The organism is Arthrobacter sp. Cza30 (assembly GCF_059090765.1).
The window spans coordinates 526,512-543,509 of sequence record NZ_JBNHGA010000002.1 but is presented as its reverse complement, the minus strand read 5'-3'; the positions used below and the strand labels follow the sequence as shown (position 1 = coordinate 543,509).

Below are 16,998 nucleotides of genomic sequence, written 5' to 3'. Positions count from 1 at the left end.
GGTGTCTACTCGGAGGACGGCGTCCGGGATCCGCTCTGCAGCGATCAACGACCTCATTCCCTGACGGAGCGACCAAGGGCGGCGTACCGGCTGTGAAAGACTGGGAGCATGAGTAACAACAGGCCCTCGGGTCAGCGCAACGACTCCGGGGTGCCCAGGATCGACTGGAAGGGCACCCTGTGGGCCATGGCGGCCGTCTTCCTGCTCAGCTACGTCATGATCTGGCTGATGCCGGGACTGCACCCCATCCTGCGGATCATCATCGTGATCGGCCTCTATTTCGCCGGCCGCTACGCGTACTACCGCTATTTCAAGAACCGGCGCCGGCCATAGCCTTTGCGAGGACGGGCGCCAGTCGCCGCACGCCCTCGCGAATGGCCTCTTCGGGCACGGCGCTGAAAGCCAGCCGCAGCTGGCGTGACGGCTCCTCCGAGGGGCTGAACGCCGCCCCCGGGATGAAGACCACGCCGGCCTCGATCGCGTCGTAGAGCAGCGGGTAGGTGTCGACGCCCTTCGGGAGGGTAATCCAGACGAAGAAGCCGCCGTCGGGTTCGGTCCAGCTGGCTCCGGCCGGCATGAACTCCTCCAGCGCCGACAACATGGCGGCACACCGGGTGGCGTACAACCGGCGGTAGGTATCGATTTGCCCCACCCAGTCGTGCTCGTCCAGGTAGGCAGAGATCAGCATCTGGTTCAGGGTGGGCGGGCACAGGGTGACGGCCTCGTTGGCCAGGTAGAAGCTCCGCTGCAGGTGGTCGGGCAGCAGCGCCCAGCCGATCCGCAGGCCCGGCGCCAAAATCTTCGAGAACGAGCCCAGGTAGACCACGTCGTCGGGATTGTCTGCGCGCAGCGGCCGCAAGGGCTGGCCGTCGAAGCGCAGCAGTCCGTACGGATTGTCCTCGAGCACCAGGACGCCGGCCTCGCGGCAGATGTCCACGATCTGCTGCCGGCGCTCGGCGGCCAGCGTGATGCCGGAGGGATTGTTGAAGCTGGGAATGGTGTAGAGGAACTTGATGCTGCGGCCCTCGCCTTGCAGCTCTTCGATGCGGCGCTGGAGTTCCGAGGGCACGAGACCGTGTTCGTCCATCGACACCGGCTCCACCTGGACCTCGTAGGCCTCGAAGGTGTTCAGTGCGCCCACGTAGGTGGGATCCTCGCACAGCACCACATCACCGGGGTTGCAGAAGACTTTGGCGGCCACATCCTGGGCGGACTGGGAACCCGCCGTCACGACCACGTTCTCCGGATCCACGCCGGTGATGCCTTCCCGCGCCATGACCTCGCAGATCTTTCGCCGCAGGTCCGGGGTACCTTGGCCGCCGCCGTATTGCAGGGCGGTCATCCCATGCTCGGCGATCAGCCGCTGCGCCATGCCGGCAATCTTCTCCAGGGGCAGGGACTGCAGGTAGGGGTTGCCGCCGGCCAGGGAAACCAGTCCGGGGCGCATCGAGATGTCGAAGACGTCGCGGACGGCTGATTGTTTGATGTTTGCGGCGCGTTGCGAGAACAGGTGCTGGTGCCGGTGCGCCGCAGTGGCGCGTTCCAGCGCCACTTCCGTTTCTATGGGCAGGGTTTCGGAAAGGTCTGCATCCTGTGAAGTCACTCACACAGGATAGCCCGGGGCGTTACGGGATAGGAAACAGAAGTTTTCTATTGGTGCTGCACGGGGCTAGAGCCAGCCCGCGTCCCGGGCCTTGAGCGCGGCCTGGAAACGGCTTTCCGCGCCGAGCTGCTCCAGCATCCAGGCGATGTGGCGCCGGCAGGTGCGGACGCTGATGTCCAGCCTCCGGGCAATCACCTCGTCGGAGTAACCGGCGGCCATGGCATTGAGGATGGAATGCTGGATGCCGTTGAGGTCCGAGGCGCCGTTTTCCTGCCCGTCCAAAACGTAGGGATCGGCCAGTTCCCAGGCCACGTGGAACAGGTTGATGAAGACCTGGATCAGGTTGAAGTCGCGGACCACCAGAGCGCCGCGGTCTTCCGGATGCAGCTGGCGCCCGATCAGCGCGAGGTTGCGGTCGAAGATCATGATCTTGAGCGGCACGTAGGGCAGGGTTCGGTACTCGCCGCCGGCCGGGGAGATCGCGGCGACCGCTTTGCGGGTGGGCACATGGTCCAGGGTGCTGGCGTGGCTGATGTTCTTGCGGACGACCCCGCGGTTGAGGAGTTCGATGTCCTTTTGGATGCCCTCTTCGTGGACATCGGCGGAGGCGCCGGAGCCCGGCTGGCTGATCAGCACCTGCTCGGAAACGTCACGGCCATAGTCCACCAGCAGCTTGCGGATTACCCCGGGGTCTTCGAGGACCTCCACGGAGGAGTCCAGCGACACCCGTTTGCGGGCTGCCAGGTAGGTGGGCACGAGAGCCGCCATGTCCGCACGGTGTCCGCTGATCTTGGTGCGCAGGTCGATCAGCAGACGCTCGTCGGAGTCCACCAGTTGCGACAGGGCAACGTCGGGGGAGATGGCGACATAGCATTCGACATCGGGTGCCGGCTGCTGCAGCAATTGCCTGCTGACCAACTCGCCGATGGCGATGTTGAGGTCGCGGATGGTGTAGCCGAGTGCCGTGGACATGGTTTCTTTGGTCCAGCCGGGATGGGCCACGGCGAATTCATAGACCTCGAATGCCGTCCCGCTCAGCATAGGGCGCTCCTCCGGTTGATCCATTTACGTATCACGCAGGGCCTGCTGTTTCCGGTGCGGTGCGGCCGCTCTTTGGCCAGTCTAAAGCACTTCTTGGGCCCATCTTGCGCCATTTGCCAGCGGCCACTTCCTGCCATGGCCACATTATGCCATCGTCTGGCGGTCTGCGGCCGATGATCCCGAGGGGGCGCTCCTTTCCCCGGATTTCCGGGGCGGCAGGCGGTTTTGACCACCTGTCCGGAACGTGACAGAGCAAGCCCGGAGGCACGATCATGGCATGTCCGGATGTTGCAACGGGATTGGCTGGACAGGCGCAGCAGAAGCACGGAACTCTTGAACATGTCGGGGGCGAGCAACCCGGCTGGATTTGTCACTGTACGAACCTAAGCCATGTGAAGGGAATGACATGTTCAAGAAGATCGCAAGCATCGCGGCAGGTCTGCTGGTTGCCTTGGGGGCGGTCTCTGCGGCCACTCCGGCAGTAGCCGCCGATCTAGGACCGGTTCCCCATTCTGAAAACGCCACCGCTTCCGCCTATATCTGGGACTGGTAAAAAGCCGCCCCATCTCATCGGCATTGTGCTGATTCCGTAACCAGGATGACGCCGGCTATCCCTCCCCAACCACCACAACATCGAACCAGGAGTAGCGCATGAGCCAGCTGACAGCCATCCGCCCAACAAGTTCGGTGAACGTTAAATCGTACTGGTGGGTTCTGTCTATTTACACGGGTAGGCAGGACGTAGTCGACGCAGTCATAGGAGAACTGGTTACACCGCTGGTCGCCCACGCTCGCCGCGAAGGCGTGGGCCGCTGGTACTTCAACCACAGTGCCGACCAGATGGGGCCTCACCTGAAGGTCCGGTTCCTGGGCCGCCGCCCAATCCTCGACAGCCTCCAAAGGTTCGAGCTGGCGGCCCGGGACCGGGTCCTCGACATCCTGCCAGGCATCACGACCCAGGAAACTTTCGTCTTGCCTTTCGGCAGCGAGGATTCCATTCAACTTTCGCCGGCCGATGCCGCCGTCCCCGTACCCGAAGCGGACCTGGACCGCTTTGGGGGACCCGATGGGCTGGATCTCGCGGAGGAGGTATTCGAACTGTCCTCCGAGCTGGCCATGTGGGCCACGCAGCGTTTCAGCAAGGCCCAAGGACGTTCGGCGCTCGCCTCCCTGCTCCTCTGCGATGCGGCGTGGGCCATGATGTATGGGCCGAAGGCGCAACAGTGGCCGGACCGGGGCAGGCTGTCCTGGGACTACTGCTGGGACAACCACCTTCGGGTATCCACGGCCGAGCTGGGCCGTTCGGCTCCGAAGGCGCGGCACAGCCTCACCGCAGGACTGGTTGCTCGCACGGCACCGATGCACCGCCTGATGGCGGCGACCGCGGACGAAAGCAGCGTCCAGAACTGGCGCCGCCGCTGGATCAGGACCCTTGACTCGTACCTGTACCGGGCGGACCGTGCGCGCGTTAGCCGCAGCGCGCAGCAATTGACGTTTTCCCAGGCCCACCTGCTGATGAACCGGTTGGGGTTCACCACGTGGGAAGAGGCGGCACTCGGCGTCTACGCCAGGGCCTGGTCGCCCGAAGTCGAATCTTCGCTGTTGGAGAAGAGGACAAAATGAGCCCGTTCGGTTTCTCGTCGATTGGACCCGAATCCAGCAAGGTTCCGAATGTCCCGAACGAAGGAACAGCATCATCCCTGGATCAGGTCGGGGTCCTGGGAGCGCACGCCCAGGATGATGACCTCTGGAACCTCACCGGCAGCAACTACTCGCGCGACGCCGCGTGGGCAGACCAGGCGTGGCAATAGGAGAATGCCCGCCGGCATCTGCGTCGGCCCTCACATCATTCCTCCCCCCAACAGGATCAGGCCGGAGCGACCCCCAACGCTCCGGCCTGGTCCTGTCTTCGCGGGTGCTGCCCCTTAGGGGCTGTTTCTACCCCTCACGCCGTGATGGGGACGGCCCGCTCGCACGCCCTGATCAGTTGTAGAGCATGCCGCCGTCTACCAGCAGCACCTGGCCGGTGACGTAATCGGAGTCGGGGCCGGCGAAGAAGGACACGATCTTTGCCACGTCTTCGGGCGTCTCGATCCGGCCGAGGGCGATGCCCTCCACGTTCTCCTTGAGGTTCTGACCGATCGGCTTTCCGTTGATCTTGCTGAGTTCCTTGTCGATGAGCTCCCACATGCCGGTTCCGACAATGCCGGGCGCATACGCGTTGACCGTGATCCCCTTGGGTGCCAGCTCCTGCGCCGCCGCCTGCGTGAAGCCGCGCACGGCGAACTTGGAGGCGGAGTAGGCGCTGAGGATCGGGAAGCCTTGGATGGCAGCGATGGAGGCAGCCGAAATGATCTTGCCTCCGTGGCCGAGCTCGTCAAACTTGGCGGCCGCGGCCTGGATGCCCCAGACCACGCTGTTGACGTTCACATTGAAAATCTGGTCGAGTTCCTGCTCGCTGATTTCAAGGACCGGCTTGATCTGGGCAATGCCTGCGTTGTTGACGATGACGTCGAATCCGCCGAGCTGGTCGGCTGCCGTGTCGACAGCCGCAACGACGTCGTCCCTCTTGGCGACGTCAGCTGCCACGAAAACGGACTTGCGCCCGAGGCCTTCGATCTCCGCCGCGACAGCCTCGCCCTTGGCGCGCTGCGGCTCGATATCGGCGATGGCGACGTTGAAGCCGTCTTCGGCCAAGCGAAGAGCGATAGCCCGCCCGATGCCTTGGCCGGCGCCGGTTACGAGAGCGACCTTGTCCTGCACAGTCATTGATGTCTCCTTTGTACTGCTTCCAGCCCGCCGTTGCGCTTATCCAGCGCCACGCCCGGCTGCGGTGGACACCGTCGAATTACAACCGGTGTCACTAGGCGTAACACAGACCCGTCAGGATTCATTCCTTTGCATGTTAAAGCGTGCCGGGGCAGGCCAAGCCGAAGCAGCGCCGCAGCGGCCGTTCAGCGGCCGCCTAGTGGCCGAAAACGTCCGCGTCGGTGATGTCCGCGGTGCCCCGGTCCAGCGCGGAGAGCCGGGCCAGCTCACCGGCCTCCAGCATGAAGTCGAAGATGGCGAAGTTCTCGGCCAGCCGGTCCGGGTGCGCGGACTTGGGGATGGGCACGTGCCCCAGCTGAGTGTGCCAGCGGAGCACGATCTGGGCCGGGCTCTTGCCGTACTTGCCGGCCAGCGACCGAACCGCCGGTTCCCGCAACAGGTCGCCGCCTTTCCCGAGCGGGCTCCAGGACTCCGTGACGATGCCGCGCTGGCGGTGTATCTCCACCAGGTCCGCGCGGGTATGCCGGGGATCCAGTTGGATCTGGTTGACCTCCGGTACTAGCCCGGCGTCGAACAGCCGTTGCAGGTGCGCGGGTTTGAAGTTGGACGTGCCGATGGCCCAAACGCTCCCGTCCTCCAGCAAACGGGTCAGCCCCTCGAACGCCTCTACGTAGCGGTCCTGCCCGGGGTTGGGCCAGTGGATCAGCAGCAGGTCCACGTAGTCGACGCCCAGCCGCCGGGCGCTGGCCTCGCAGGCCTGCCGCGCGCCGTCGACGCTGTGCCACTGCTTATTGAACTTGGTGGTGATGAAGATTTCCGAGCGGTCAAGCCCGCTGCGGCGCAGCCCCTCGCCGACGCCTTCCTCGTTCCGGTAATTCTCCGCGGTGTCGAACAGCCGGTAGCCGAGGTCGAGTGCAGTTTCGACCGTACGGGCGGCTTCCGCATTGTCCAGGGGCCAGGTTCCCAGTCCCAGCAGCGGCATCTTGGCCCCGTTGCGGAGGGTCACGAGCGGAGCAAGCAGGTCGGCCACGGTCACAGTCTCCTCTGGTTGTCCTTCAGGACCCGGTCCCGGGCCCGTGGCACCCAGCCTAGGGGTGATCGCGTCGGCTGTGCACCCCGGGTCCCGGCCGCAGCCCGGCCGCAGCCCGGCCGCAGCCCGGCGGCAGACGGGGAAGAGGATGCCGTAGGTTGCGGATTCCCCGGGCCAGACGGCAAGAGTCCGCTAACCGGCAGCGGAGGCGGTGTCCGCCGAACCTGCGTCGGGTGCGGCGGTCCGGGTCTCCAGCCAGGCCAACACGTCGGAGAGCAGGATCCGCCGGTGGGTTCCGCGGTACTGGACCGGAATGGTCCCGGCGTCGGTCAGGCGGCGCATGTAGGTCAGCGATACGCCGGCCACCTCCGCCGCCTGCGAGGTGTTCAGCAGTTCGACTGCGGAGCTGACCATCACCGCATCGCCGTGGGCAAAGCGGCGGAGCATATCGACGACGGCGTCCGCGGCTTGGGCGGGCAGCTTCACCGTGGTGCCGTTGACGAAGACGGTGACGTCGGCGCTCTCGTCGAGCGCCCGCTGCAGCCGCTGCGCCTGGGCGGCCGGGAGGGCATCGGTGGTGCGGGGAGTCAGCTGGGCCATGGGGACAGCGTAAGACACTTCCCGGCCCGCACTGGGGAAGGCGTGCTGCGCCGTCGTTGTTGCCGCGTACGTGCCCGGGCGGCCCGTTGACCTTCCCCGACGGCCCGGCGCTGGGTAGGCGTAAACTGCTGTTCGCGGCCGGACAGCGTGCGCCGTCCGCGGAAGCGACCATCCGCCGACTCCCGAGGAGACCATCGTGGGCAGACCTTTCGGCGCCGCACTGATGGGCGCTGCGCCCGCCGCGCACCGGCCGGCGCCCGCGGCCTGACATGGAGCACATCGCCAGCCTCCCCTTCGGATACGCGGTCAGCGTGCTGTTCGTGATCGTGATGCTGCGCGCCAATGCCACGTACTGGGCCGGCAGGGGATTGGCAGCCGGCGGGCGGCACACCCGCCTGGTCCGCCAGTTGGATTCGCCGGCCATGCGCCGCGCGGAGGCCGTCATCGCCCGCTGGGGAGCCCTCGCCGTCGCGCTCTGCTTCCTGACGGTGGGCGTCCAGACGGCGGTCAACGCGACCGCCGGCCTTGGCCGGATGCCGCTGCGCAGGTACCTGCCGGCCGTCGTGGTCGGCTCGGTGCTGTGGGCGGTGCTGTATGCCACCGTGGGCCTGGCCGCCCTCAACGCCTGGCTGGCCGCGGCCGCGGGGTCCCCGCTGGGCATCGCCGTCGTGGTGCTGCTGGCGGCGGCCGTGGTCGCCGCCGTCGTTGTGGCCCGCCGGCGCCGTCGGCGGCGCCACCCGGCATCTCTCTGACGCCGGTTTGCCTCCCGCCACGGACGGAGGTGGCGCATGCCTCAATCGGCATTCGCCCCTTAGGTTAGTGGCCCCGGCGGCGGAAACATTAGGCTAGGAGTATGTCCGCTCTAAGAAACCGTCGTGCCGCCGCCCTTCCCGCAAAATTGTCCCGCTCCTGGCTTCTGGCCTCGGCGGCCGATGAAGCGAATTTCGGGCCGGCTCTGGCCTCTGAAGCAGACTCCGTCATTTTCGACATGGAAGATGCCGTGCCGGCGACGGGCAAGGCAGCGGCGCGGGAGCGGGTGGTGGAGGCCCTCTCCACCGGCATGACCGCCTGGGTCCGGGTGAACGGCATGGAAACCGAGTACTGGGCGGACGACCTGGCCGCCCTGTCGAAGGCGCCGGGCCTGCGCGGCGTCATGCTGGCCATGACAGAGAAGCCCGAGCAGGTTACGCACACCGCCATGCGGCTGCAGGCCGGCACCCCGGTGCTGGCCCTGATCGAATCCGCCATCGGGATTGAGAACGCCACCGACATTGCCCGCGCACCGGGCACCTTCCGCCTCGCCTTCGGCGTGGGCGACTTCCGCCGCGACACCGGGGTCAGCGATTCACCGATGGCCCTGGCGTACGCCCGCTCCCGGCTCGTGGTTGCCTCCCGCGTAGGCCAGCTGCCCGGCCCCATCGACGGCCCGACCGTCGGGGCACTCGGCGAAGAACTGCTGGAAGCCTGCAAGGTGACGGCGTCCATGGGCATGACGGGCAAGCTCTGCCTGCTCACCGATGCCGCCGACACCATCAACAAGGGACTCTCGCCCAGCGAGTCGGAGATCAAGTGGGCGCACGAACTCCTCGATGCGCACGCCGCCGGCGCGGTGGTTGGCGACGGTTCCTACCTGCCCCGGCTCGCCCGCGCCGAGAAGATCTCTTCGCTCGCGGACTCCTACGGACTCTGGAACGCCTAGGTTCCACTCCGGGGGCGGGGTTCCGTCCGGGCCGCACCGTCGGCGCCGGCCCGGCCGCGGCTCAGTCCCGGCCGTAGGTCAGCGCCCGACGCCGAACAGCTCCCGCAGGCTCAGTCCCGGCCGCCGAACAGTTCCCGCAGGCTCAGTGCCGGCCGCCCGGTGAGCAGGTCCACGTCGTGGGTCACCAGGTCCAGCTCCCCGGCGGCAATGGCCGTGTAGGTGCTGACCCAGGCATCCAGCTGCCAGTCCGGGGCGCCGTAGTGCGCCCGGCTCGCGTAGGCCTCCTCCACCGTTTCGTTGAGGAACGACGTCGGACGGCCCGTTGCCTCCGCGATGGCCGCTGCCGCCTCGGCCAGGGTCACCGACTCCGGGCCGGTCAGCTCGTAGGTAAAGCCGGCGTGGGGCATGGGTTCGGCCAGGATGGTCGCGGCCGCCCGGGCTACGTCCTCGCGGGCCACAAAGCCCGCCTTTCCGTCGCCCGCCGGACCGCGGATCACACCCGATTCGTCGGCGAACGACGGCAGGACGTCTGCGTAGAAGTTGTTGCGCAGCAGCGTGTGCTTCAGCCCGGTTCCGCGCAGTTTCTCCTCGGTGGCGTAGTGGTCCCTGGCCAGCGTAAACGTTGCGTCCTCGGTCGCACCGATGAACGAGGTGTAGACAATGTGCTGCACGCCGGCATCGATGGCGGCGTCGATGAAGGTGAAATGCTGCTGCAGCCGGTCCTCGGCTTCGGCGGCGGACACCATGAACACTGTCTCGATGCCTTGCAGCGCGGCGGCGACGGCGGCCTTGTCGCCATAGCCGGCAGTCGCCGTCGTCGTCCCGGGCAGCTGCGGTGCACGCGACGGGTCGCGGACAATCAGCCGCTGTGGAAGGTTTTGCTCCGCCAGCATCCTGGCGACCATGCCGCCCACCTCGCCGGTGGCGCCGGTGACGGCAATGGGGGTTTCCATGGGGGAGACGGGTGTGCTCATAGCACCAGCCTAATAGGCGCGGCAACACACCCGCGGGCGGTGGGGTGTTTGCTACCGTGGGGACGTGCCAGCAGCCCAGAGTCCCGCCGGTCGGTTCGCGCCGAGCCCCTCGGGTGAACTGCACGTGGGCAACCTGCGCACCGCGGTGCTCGCCTGGCTCTTCGCCCGCAGCACCGGCCGCCGCTTCCTCATCCGGGTGGAGGACCTGGACCGGGCGCGGGCCGGGTTCGAGGCCCGGCAGCTGGCGGATCTCGCGGCCATCGGCCTGGACTGGGACGGCGAGGTGGTGCGCCAGACCGACCGCGCCGCGGTCTACCGCCACGCGCTCGGACAGCTGGCGGAGGCCGGCCTGCTCTACGAATGCTTCTGCACACGGCGCGAGATCGCCGAGGCTCCCAGCGCGCCGCATGCTCCGGAGGGGGCGTATCCGGGAACCTGCCGCAACCTCACCGACGCCGAACGCGAGGAACGCCGCCAACTCCGCCCCGCGGCCCTGCGGCTGCGCGCTTCCACCACCAGCTACACGGTGCCCGACCGGCTCCACGGCGACTACACCGGCGTCGTCGACGACTTCGTGCTGCGGCGGAACGACGGCGTACCCGCCTACAACCTTGCGGTGGTGGTGGACGACGCCGCACAGGGCGTGGACCAAGTGGTGCGCGGCGACGACCTCCTGACCTCCGCCCCGCGGCAGGCATACCTCGGGTCGTTGCTGGGGCTGCCGCCGGTCGAATACGTCCACGTGCCGCTGGTCCTCAACGAACGACGGCGGCGCCTGGCCAAGCGCGATGGCGCGGTGACCTTGGGCGCACTCGAGCTGGCCGGGCTGGACGCGGCCGCGGTGCGCGGCCTGTTGCTGGCCTCGCTGGGCTTGCCGGACGTCCCGCTGCCCAAGCTGCTGCCCGAGTTCAGTCCGGACGCTGTGCCGCTTCAGCCGTGGATCTTCGAGCCCCCGGAGCTGGTTCCAGAACCCACCTGACGGCAGGCGGGCAACTGCCGGCTCACCCCGGGTCTCGTCACCCCGCAGCGGACAACCAGGCCGCCACAGCGCTGGACTTCACCGCGTGTTTGCCGGTGCGTCGCCCGGCGCCGCTAGTCTTCCGCACGTGGGAGGACTATTCGTGGCGCTGGGCGACAGCTTTACCGAGGGCGTGGGGGACTACAACGCCAACTTCCCCAATGGCGTGCGCGGCTGGGCCGACCGGGTGGCCAAGCAGTTGGGCAAGCAGGACCCGGACTTCCGCTATGCCAACCTGGCGGTACGCAGCAAGCGGCTCCACCAGATCATCGCCGACCAGGTGGAGCCGGCCGTCGCGATGCAACCCACCCTGGTCTCCTTCTATGCCGGCGGCAACGACATCCTGGAGTTCAAGCGCAGCATGCCGGAGCTCCTGGCCGACTACGAATCCGCCGTCCGCCAGCTGGCCGAAACGGGTGCGCAGTTAATCCTCTTCACCGGCTTTGAGGTCATGCTTCCGCCGGTCCTCGAGCCGATGCGGCGGCGCAACTGGGTGTTCAACGAGGCCGTCCGCGACCTGTCCCGGCGTTACGGCGCCGTGCTGGTGGACCACTGGGCGTTCGACCTCTATCAGGACCGGCGGATGTGGGACACGGACCGGCTGCATATGTCCGCGCTGGGGCACAAGTACATGGCGGCCAGGGTCCTCGAGGCCCTCGGCGTGGAGCACACGCTCCGGCTGAAGCGGCCGGAGGCTCCGGTGCGGGCGGGCTGGCGCGAGGCACTCCGGCGCGAGCGCGACTGGCTGCAGGAATGGGTGGTCCCGATGTTCGGCCGCAAGCTCAAGGGCGTCACGCTGGGGGATAACCTGGCGCCGCGCTGGCCGGAGCCGGTCCAGGTCTCGCGCGGGCTGAAAAAGCTGGCCCGGCAGCGTGCCGTCGCCGGCGCGGGCTGACATCCGGTCCAGTCGTCGCCCTGCCGCCGCCGGCGCAGGCCGACATCCCGCGCAATCGTCGCCCGGCCGCCGCCGGATGGCGCAGGTTGCGCTCCAGCGCCGCAATTCCTGAAGGCCAGCCGGTCAGCGCTGCTGGCCTGCCGTTGGGCGAGACCGCCGGCAGCGGATGCGTGGCCTTACCGGCGTGCGACACGGCGGCTGTACGCTGTTGCAACAACAGGGGACCGCGGGTCAGGCCGCGCCGTCGGTGAGGAGGGTTGTCGCCATGTCCGTCCAGGAACCGCGCGATCCCGTGCCGGCGCTCGACCTTCCGGCGGCGTTCCGGGAACCCACCATCAAGGTCCGGGCCGGCTGGGTCACCGCCGTCCTGCTGACCAACCTCGGGATTAATGCTGCCTTCTTCGGCCCGCTGCAGGTCTTGTTGGCCCAGCAGTCGCAGGCGTTCGATGCTGTGAACAAGGAAGCCGTCCTGGCGATGGCCACCGGCTTCGGCGCGGCCGTGTCCCTCGTCGCCAATCCGGTCTTCGGGGCGCTGAGCGACCGCACCACCTCCCGGTTCGGACGACGGGTTCCGTGGGCCCTGGGCGGCGGCGTCCTGGGCTTCGCCGCGCTGCTGATGTTGTCCGGCGCCCCCAACATCGCGGTGATGGTGATCGGCTGGTGCCTGGTGCAGGCCGGTTGCAACGGCGCCTACGCGGCCGTAACGGCCAGCATCCCGGACCGCGTGCCGCGGCGGCAGCGCGGCCAGATCGGCGGGTTGGTGGCGATCGGGCAGACGTTGGGCATTGTGATGGGCGCGGTGCTGGCCAATCTGGCCGGCGGCTTCGTCCTCGGCTACATCTATTGCGCCGTGTTCCTGCTGGCCAGCATCATTCCGTTCGTGATTGCGGGCCGGGACACCCCGTTGCGCAAGGCCGACCGCCCGCCCTTCGCCTGGCCCGGCTTCCTGAAGGGCTTCTGGATCTCCCCGGCCAAGCACCCCGACTTCGGCTGGGCGTGGCTGACCCGCTTCCTGGTCAATCTGGGCAACAACATCTTCACCCTCTACCTGTTCTTCTTCCTCCAGGACGCCGTGGGGCATCCGGACCCGGCCGGCGGCGTGCTGCTGCTGACCGGCGTCTATGCGGCCGCGGTGGTGGTGATGGCCGTGGTGGGCGGACCTCTCAGCGACCGGGTGGGGCGCCGCAAACCGTTCGTCATCGCGTCCTCGATCACCATCGCGACGGCGTCGGTCATCGTGGCGATCACGCCCGCGTGGCCGGCCGTGGTCGGCGCGGCCATGGTCCTCGGCGCGGGCTTCGGTATGTTCCTGGCCGTGGACTTCGCCCTGCTCACGGAGGTGCTGCCGAGCGCCGCCGACCGGGGCAAGGACATGGGTGTCATCAACATCGCGGCCTCGTCGCCGCAGGTCATCGCCCCGTTGATCGCCGCCCCCACCGTGCTCTACCTCGGCGGCTACACGGCGCTGTTCGTGCTCTCCGCCGTGATCGGCCTGCTCGGCGCGGTCTTCGTGGTCAAAATCAAAGGCGTGCGGTAGCCCGATGCGCACGCCGACGCGCTGACCCCGTCGCCGCTCCGGGCTCAGACGGCGCCGCTCGGGGCCGGGCCGGCGGGTGGCCGCGGGAGCGGCTAGTCGATGAAGGCCGCTTTTGAGCTGTACTCCTGGTAGAGCCGCGCAGCCTCGCCGACCGGCAGCTGGCCGTACTTCAGGGCCGTCAGCAGCCCGTCGAGCTGCGCGCTGGCGGACTCGGCCGTCGAGATCTGCTCCGCGCTGTTGCGGGAGTTGGCAAGGCCGGACGCAATCGCGGCGATAAGGGAGAGGATCGACGCCAGGATACAGATGACCTGCCAGACGATCGACGTGCTGGATAGCGAGAAAGCGCCCGCCACGGCCGTGTTGAAATTGTTCTGGCCGAAGCCCGGTCCCGCCGTCAACGCGGCGACGACCGAGCTCCCGACGATGCTGACATTGGTCAGGCGGTTGCGTTTGGGACGCGCGCGGCGAAGAAAAGCCCTGATGTCATCACGGCGCTGGTCGATTTGCCGGGTCAGGTCCTGGCGGTTCTGTGCGTCGTCCATGATGTCCCCGCGCCTTCCGTTAACCAGCCCCGCCCCGTAGCCGCGAGGTATCGCTGCACCGTATATCAGATTGCCCGCCGACGGCTACGTTTTTTCGCGGACCGAGCAGGATTCGAGAAGCCCGCGGCCCCGCGTGGCTGCTACTGTCGGTCGTGATTCGTACGAGGGAGATCGAGATGAGCACCAATCAGAAGTCCGATGCGGGCGGCTTCTCGGAGGCCGAGCGTGCCGCCATGAAGGAGCGGGCCCAGGAGCTGAGGGCACAGGGCCGCAGCGGCCAGAAGAAGGCCGTCAACGAGCGCGCCGTGCTCGACGCGATCGCCGAAATGCCCGACGCCGACCGTGTCCTCGCGGAACGCATTCACGCGCTCGTCACCGCGAACGCGCCGGAGCTTCTTCCCAAGACCTGGTACGGGATGCCCGCGTACGCCAACACGGACGGCAAGGTCGTCTGCTTTTTCCAGGGCGCGGCCAAGTTCCAAGCCCGCTACGCCACCTTCGGATTCAACGACGCGGCCACGCTCGACGACGGGCCGATGTGGCCGGTCTCGTTCGCAATAGTGGAATGGACCCCGGCGGTGGAGGAGAAGTTCGAGGCGCTCGTCAAGGCCGCGGTAGCCTAAGCGCCCCACCGGCCAGCGGAAGGCCAGCGACGGCGGGTGGCTGCGTGACGCAACCACCCGCCGTCGGACTTCAGGCAGGGTTACTTGACGACCTCAAAGGTGATGGTCTCGGTGAACTCGCGGCCGTGCACGTCGGTCGCGGTGACCGTGGCTGTGTGCTCGCCGACGGCCAGGCCGGCCGGCAGTTCGAGTCGCCACAGGTGGGAGGTGCGGTCGTGCAGGCCGCCGCCGTGCACAAACTGCTCGATGGTGGCGGTGGGATCGGTGTACTCGGCACCGATCAGCGGGACGTCGTCGGCGGTCATCGACTGGGTACGCGTGGCTTCGGTGCTTTCGCCGCCATCGATGGAGACCTTCACGGTGGAGCCGGTGGAGCCCATCCAGAAGTTGGTAGTCAGCCAAGTCTCCCCGAGTTCGCCCTGTGCCACCGCGTTCGGGTTCTCCGGAGACGGGGCTTTGCCGCGCTGGTTCTTGTATTCGTCGAACCAGGCACGGTAGGCGGGGGAGTTGATGCCCAGAGCCATCTGGTCGGAGCCGTCGTCGCCGGTGGCCGTGAAACGCTCGCGGACCTCCGTGTTCTTGATATCCAGGGTCAGGACGCCGGGAGGGGTCCCGTCACGCTGGATGGCGGTGGGGAAGCCCTCCGCGAGCACCCGGCCGTTGTACCAATGGCCGGACACCGCCGGGACGGTCAAGTGGGTGAACGGCAGGCCCGCGTCGCCGAGCTCGTCGCGCCAGCCGGCCATGAGGTCGCCCTCCCGGAGGTTCTCCGACATGTGGGTGTGCCCGCCCAGGGAAACGACTTCGCGGCCCTCGAGTATCCCGTAAATCGCCTGCAGTTGCTTCGTGGTGTGAGAGTCGCTGTAGTAGAACTCGAGCAACGGGCTGTGGCCGGCCAGCACGATCACCCGGTCCCTGGGCACCTTCGCGATGTCCTGGCGCAGCCATTCGAGCTGGCGCTCGCCCAGGGCGTACGTGTAATTGCTCTTCTTCGCGGGGATCGCCGTCGGATATTCGATGTTGCTCATGGCGACGACGTGGGCCTTGCCGGCGTCGTACGAGTAGTATTCCGGGCCGAACTGGCTGCGGTAAGTGTCAAACTCGTGCTCGCCGTCGAGGGCGTCGAAGTCGAGATCGTGGTTGCCGGGCAGAAAGCGGGCCGGACCGTTGAGCTTGGCGGTCAGTTCCCGGGTCTGCTCGAAGAGGGACAGGTCATCGCCCACAATGTCGCCGATGAAGAGCGCGCCGCAGCCGGCATAGTCTGAGCGGGCGGCCAGGTCGGCGAAGGCACCGTTCTGCGCAAACTCCACCTCTTTCTGGTTGTAGGTTTGGACGTCGGCGCCGAATGCGCAGTGTTGCTCCGGGGACTGGGTGAGCTTGCTCTTGGCCAGCGGGAAGTTGACCTTGTCAGGCAGCGCCCCGGTCGGGGCGATGCCGCCGAACTTCAGGTCGGGGGATCCCTCCGGCAGGTGGTGGTAGAAGAACTGGGCGACGTTGTCGTCGTCCACCGGCACTTGGTAGCCGCGGGGCTGGGTGACGAAGACGGTCATGTTGTCGAACGCCGGCAGTTCGTAGCGGCCATGGCTGTCCGTGGTGACGACGTCGCGGCCGTTGGAGACGGTGACACCGCGCAGGCCCGGTTCGTTGACGTCTTGCCTGGAGTCCTTGTTCTTGTCGTCAAAGACGGTGCCGTCGAGGGTCTGCTGGTCGGCATCCGGAGCATCAACGACGTCGATGCCTCCCCGGTAGGCAGAGGCGGCCCAGTCGGCGTCGACGGGGGTGGGAGCGGCGGTGGCGGCGGGGCCGAGCATGGAGCCGGCAGCCAGCAGGGCCAGAGCCCCGCCGGTCAGGCGCAGGGGCCGGGACAGCCAGGCTGGTGTCGAAGTTGGGGACGCGTGCACGAATTGGACCTCCGGTTGAGTGATGGCCGGCCGTTGGAGGTGGCCGGCCCCTCAACTGTTGCCCGTGCGAATGAACGGGGATCGAAGGGGAAACGAGGTGCGCGCCACGTTTTAGTGACACACCCCTTCCCGGCAGCCGCGCAAGCGCCGCCTGCACGGAGGTCCTGCGACTACTGCGCGCAGATCACCCTCGACTGGGCAGCCCTGCCACGATCCGCCCGGCGCACCCCAGTAGGCTGGGTGGGTGGAAGCCCAGATACTCGCGACCGTCTTCTGCGGTCTGCTCATCGCCGTCGGCATAGCCGGCATCGTCGTCCCCGTGCTGCCCGGCACCATCACCATCGGCATCAGCCTGCTCGTCTGGGCCATCGTCCTGCAGAGCACCTTGGGCTGGGTGGTCTTCGCGATCGGGATGGTGTTCGTGGCCGCCGGCATGCTGGCCAGCCTGGTACTCACCGGGCGCCGGCTGAAACAAAGGCAGGTGCCTAACTGGTCAATCCTGGCGGGCGTGCTGGTGGGTGTGGTCGGGATGTTCGTGATTCCCGTCGTCGGGCTGTTCATCGGGTTTGCCGCCGGGCTCCTGCTCAGCGAATACGCACGACGGCGGGACTTGGGCCAGGCGGTCGGGGCCAGCTGGGCGGCGCTCAAGGCCGTGGGCCTGGGCATGCTGGTGGAGCTCGGCTGCGCGTTTACCGCCGGGGCCGTCTGGGTGATCGGTGTGCTGGCGCACTTCTTCTTCTAGCGGTTTGCCCCCGGGCCGGCATTC

The 16,998-nt window shown here is 67.5% G+C and carries 19 protein-coding genes; 11 read left to right on the top strand and 8 right to left on the bottom strand.

Translation table 11 applies throughout. The features are described from left to right. Positions 1-108: 108 nt before the first annotated feature. Complete coding sequence (locus tag AC5RVZ_RS07855; RefSeq protein WP_493979966.1) at positions 109-333, top strand: hypothetical protein; 225 nt, start codon at positions 109-111, stop codon at positions 331-333. Here the strand turns inward: AC5RVZ_RS07855 and AC5RVZ_RS07850 are convergent. Next, complete coding sequence (locus tag AC5RVZ_RS07850; protein WP_494065200.1) at positions 311-1,603, bottom strand: aminotransferase-like domain-containing protein; 1,293 nt, start codon at positions 1,601-1,603, stop codon at positions 311-313. The genes AC5RVZ_RS07855 and AC5RVZ_RS07850 overlap by 23 nt on opposite strands. 66 nt (positions 1,604-1,669) lie before the next feature. Then, positions 1,670-2,644, bottom strand: coding sequence for a helix-turn-helix transcriptional regulator (locus AC5RVZ_RS07845; RefSeq protein ID WP_494065199.1), 975 nt, complete (start codon positions 2,642-2,644; stop codon positions 1,670-1,672). A gap of 406 nt (positions 2,645-3,050) precedes the next feature. Here AC5RVZ_RS07845 and AC5RVZ_RS07840 point away from each other — a divergent pair, with 406 nt between their 5' ends. The 3 genes from AC5RVZ_RS07840 (at position 3,051) to AC5RVZ_RS07830 (ending at position 4,455) form a co-directional block, all read left to right on the top strand. Continuing rightward, entirely contained in the window at positions 3,051-3,197 is a 147-nt protein-coding gene (locus tag AC5RVZ_RS07840; RefSeq protein WP_493979969.1) for a hypothetical protein, read from the top strand. 98 nt (positions 3,198-3,295) lie between these two features. Continuing rightward, positions 3,296-4,267 carry a lantibiotic dehydratase C-terminal domain-containing protein gene (locus AC5RVZ_RS07835; RefSeq protein ID WP_494013631.1) on the top strand — a complete coding sequence of 324 codons (972 nt, stop codon included), beginning with the start codon at positions 3,296-3,298 and terminating at the stop codon, positions 4,265-4,267. Next, entirely contained in the window at positions 4,264-4,455 is a 192-nt protein-coding gene (locus tag AC5RVZ_RS07830) for a hypothetical protein (RefSeq protein WP_494065198.1), read from the top strand. The genes AC5RVZ_RS07835 and AC5RVZ_RS07830 overlap by 4 nt, the downstream gene beginning before the upstream one ends. 172 nt (positions 4,456-4,627) lie before the next feature. Here the strand turns inward: AC5RVZ_RS07830 and AC5RVZ_RS07825 are convergent, their stop codons facing one another. The 3 genes from AC5RVZ_RS07825 to AC5RVZ_RS07815 all read right to left on the bottom strand — a co-directional run bounded on the left by AC5RVZ_RS07825 (position 4,628) and on the right by AC5RVZ_RS07815 (position 7,043). Further along, complete coding sequence (locus AC5RVZ_RS07825) at positions 4,628-5,413, bottom strand: acetoin reductase (protein WP_494013633.1); 786 nt, start codon at positions 5,411-5,413, stop codon at positions 4,628-4,630. Positions 5,414-5,609: 196 nt separating this feature from the next. Further along, a complete protein-coding gene (locus tag AC5RVZ_RS07820; protein ID WP_494065197.1) occupies positions 5,610-6,443 on the bottom strand; it encodes an aldo/keto reductase in 834 nt (277 codons plus the stop codon). A 192-nt stretch (positions 6,444-6,635) separates the two neighbouring features. Further along, positions 6,636-7,043: a helix-turn-helix domain-containing protein gene (locus AC5RVZ_RS07815; protein ID WP_494000970.1), complete on the bottom strand. Its 408-nt coding sequence runs from the start codon at positions 7,041-7,043 to the stop codon at positions 6,636-6,638. 269 nt (positions 7,044-7,312) lie between these two features. Between AC5RVZ_RS07815 and AC5RVZ_RS07810 the strand changes: the two genes are divergently transcribed. Together AC5RVZ_RS07810 and AC5RVZ_RS07805 are read left to right on the top strand one after the other, a co-directional pair. Then, the gene (locus tag AC5RVZ_RS07810; protein WP_494065196.1) at positions 7,313-7,795 is read left to right on the top strand and encodes a DedA family protein; all 483 of its coding nucleotides are present in this window, start codon (positions 7,313-7,315) and stop codon (positions 7,793-7,795) included. A gap of 101 nt (positions 7,796-7,896) precedes the next feature. Then, entirely contained in the window at positions 7,897-8,742 is an 846-nt protein-coding gene (locus AC5RVZ_RS07805; RefSeq protein ID WP_494065195.1) for an HpcH/HpaI aldolase/citrate lyase family protein, read from the top strand. A gap of 110 nt (positions 8,743-8,852) precedes the next feature. Here the strand turns inward: AC5RVZ_RS07805 and AC5RVZ_RS07800 are convergent, their stop codons facing one another. Beyond that, positions 8,853-9,716, bottom strand: a complete 864-nt coding sequence (locus tag AC5RVZ_RS07800; RefSeq protein ID WP_494065194.1) for an SDR family oxidoreductase — start codon at positions 9,714-9,716, stop codon at positions 8,853-8,855. Positions 9,717-9,780: 64 nt separating this feature from the next. On the opposite strand from AC5RVZ_RS07800, the gene gluQRS reads away from it, so the two are divergent. The 3 genes from gluQRS to AC5RVZ_RS07785 all read left to right on the top strand — a co-directional run bounded on the left by gluQRS (position 9,781) and on the right by AC5RVZ_RS07785 (position 13,166). Continuing rightward, positions 9,781-10,695, top strand: coding sequence for a tRNA glutamyl-Q(34) synthetase GluQRS (gluQRS, locus tag AC5RVZ_RS07795; protein WP_494065193.1), 915 nt, complete (start codon positions 9,781-9,783; stop codon positions 10,693-10,695). Between the two features lie 127 nt (positions 10,696-10,822). Then, positions 10,823-11,629 carry an SGNH/GDSL hydrolase family protein gene (locus AC5RVZ_RS07790; RefSeq protein ID WP_494065192.1) on the top strand — a complete coding sequence of 269 codons (807 nt, stop codon included), beginning with the start codon at positions 10,823-10,825 and terminating at the stop codon, positions 11,627-11,629. 265 nt (positions 11,630-11,894) lie between these two features. After that, positions 11,895-13,166, top strand: coding sequence for an MFS transporter (locus tag AC5RVZ_RS07785; RefSeq protein ID WP_494065191.1), 1,272 nt, complete (start codon positions 11,895-11,897; stop codon positions 13,164-13,166). A gap of 92 nt (positions 13,167-13,258) precedes the next feature. On the opposite strand, the gene AC5RVZ_RS07780 is transcribed toward AC5RVZ_RS07785, so the two are convergent. Continuing rightward, positions 13,259-13,708 carry a hypothetical protein gene (locus AC5RVZ_RS07780; protein WP_494065190.1) on the bottom strand — a complete coding sequence of 150 codons (450 nt, stop codon included), beginning with the start codon at positions 13,706-13,708 and terminating at the stop codon, positions 13,259-13,261. Between the two features lie 176 nt (positions 13,709-13,884). Between AC5RVZ_RS07780 and AC5RVZ_RS07775 the strand changes: the two genes are divergently transcribed. Continuing rightward, a complete protein-coding gene (locus AC5RVZ_RS07775; RefSeq protein WP_494065189.1) occupies positions 13,885-14,331 on the top strand; it encodes an iron chaperone in 447 nt (148 codons plus the stop codon). 80 nt (positions 14,332-14,411) lie between these two features. Here the strand turns inward: AC5RVZ_RS07775 and AC5RVZ_RS07770 are convergent, their stop codons facing one another. Next, on the bottom strand, positions 14,412-16,232 hold the full coding sequence (locus AC5RVZ_RS07770; RefSeq protein ID WP_494065188.1) for a calcineurin-like phosphoesterase C-terminal domain-containing protein: 1,821 nt from the start codon (positions 16,230-16,232) through the stop codon (positions 14,412-14,414). A gap of 244 nt (positions 16,233-16,476) precedes the next feature. Here AC5RVZ_RS07770 and AC5RVZ_RS07765 point away from each other — a divergent pair, with 244 nt between their 5' ends. After that, positions 16,477-16,974: a DUF456 domain-containing protein gene (locus tag AC5RVZ_RS07765; RefSeq protein ID WP_494065187.1), complete on the top strand. Its 498-nt coding sequence runs from the start codon at positions 16,477-16,479 to the stop codon at positions 16,972-16,974. Positions 16,975-16,998: the final 24 nt, after the last annotated feature.

Bases quoted from the DNA above. Each gene is read 5' to 3' on its own strand.
- AC5RVZ_RS07785 (WP_494065191.1), top strand. From the start codon at position 11,895: ATGTCCGTCCAGGAACCGCGCGATCCCGTGCCGGCGCTCGACCTTCCG.
- AC5RVZ_RS07810 (WP_494065196.1), top strand. From the start codon at position 7,313: ATGGAGCACATCGCCAGCCTCCCCTTCGGATACGCGGTCAGCGTGCTG.
- AC5RVZ_RS07775 (WP_494065189.1), top strand. From the start codon at position 13,885: ATGAGCACCAATCAGAAGTCCGATGCGGGCGGCTTCTCGGAGGCCGAG.
- AC5RVZ_RS07825 (WP_494013633.1), bottom strand. From the start codon at position 5,413: ATGACTGTGCAGGACAAGGTCGCTCTCGTAACCGGCGCCGGCCAAGGC.
- AC5RVZ_RS07830 (WP_494065198.1), top strand. From the start codon at position 4,264: ATGAGCCCGTTCGGTTTCTCGTCGATTGGACCCGAATCCAGCAAGGTT.
- AC5RVZ_RS07805 (WP_494065195.1), top strand. From the start codon at position 7,897: ATGTCCGCTCTAAGAAACCGTCGTGCCGCCGCCCTTCCCGCAAAATTG.
- AC5RVZ_RS07840 (WP_493979969.1), top strand. From the start codon at position 3,051: ATGTTCAAGAAGATCGCAAGCATCGCGGCAGGTCTGCTGGTTGCCTTG.
- AC5RVZ_RS07800 (WP_494065194.1), bottom strand. From the start codon at position 9,716: ATGAGCACACCCGTCTCCCCCATGGAAACCCCCATTGCCGTCACCGGC.
- AC5RVZ_RS07845 (WP_494065199.1), bottom strand. From the start codon at position 2,644: ATGCTGAGCGGGACGGCATTCGAGGTCTATGAATTCGCCGTGGCCCAT.
- AC5RVZ_RS07815 (WP_494000970.1), bottom strand. From the start codon at position 7,043: ATGGCCCAGCTGACTCCCCGCACCACCGATGCCCTCCCGGCCGCCCAG.
- AC5RVZ_RS07835 (WP_494013631.1), top strand. From the start codon at position 3,296: ATGAGCCAGCTGACAGCCATCCGCCCAACAAGTTCGGTGAACGTTAAA.
- AC5RVZ_RS07780 (WP_494065190.1), bottom strand. From the start codon at position 13,708: ATGGACGACGCACAGAACCGCCAGGACCTGACCCGGCAAATCGACCAG.
- AC5RVZ_RS07855 (WP_493979966.1), top strand. From the start codon at position 109: ATGAGTAACAACAGGCCCTCGGGTCAGCGCAACGACTCCGGGGTGCCC.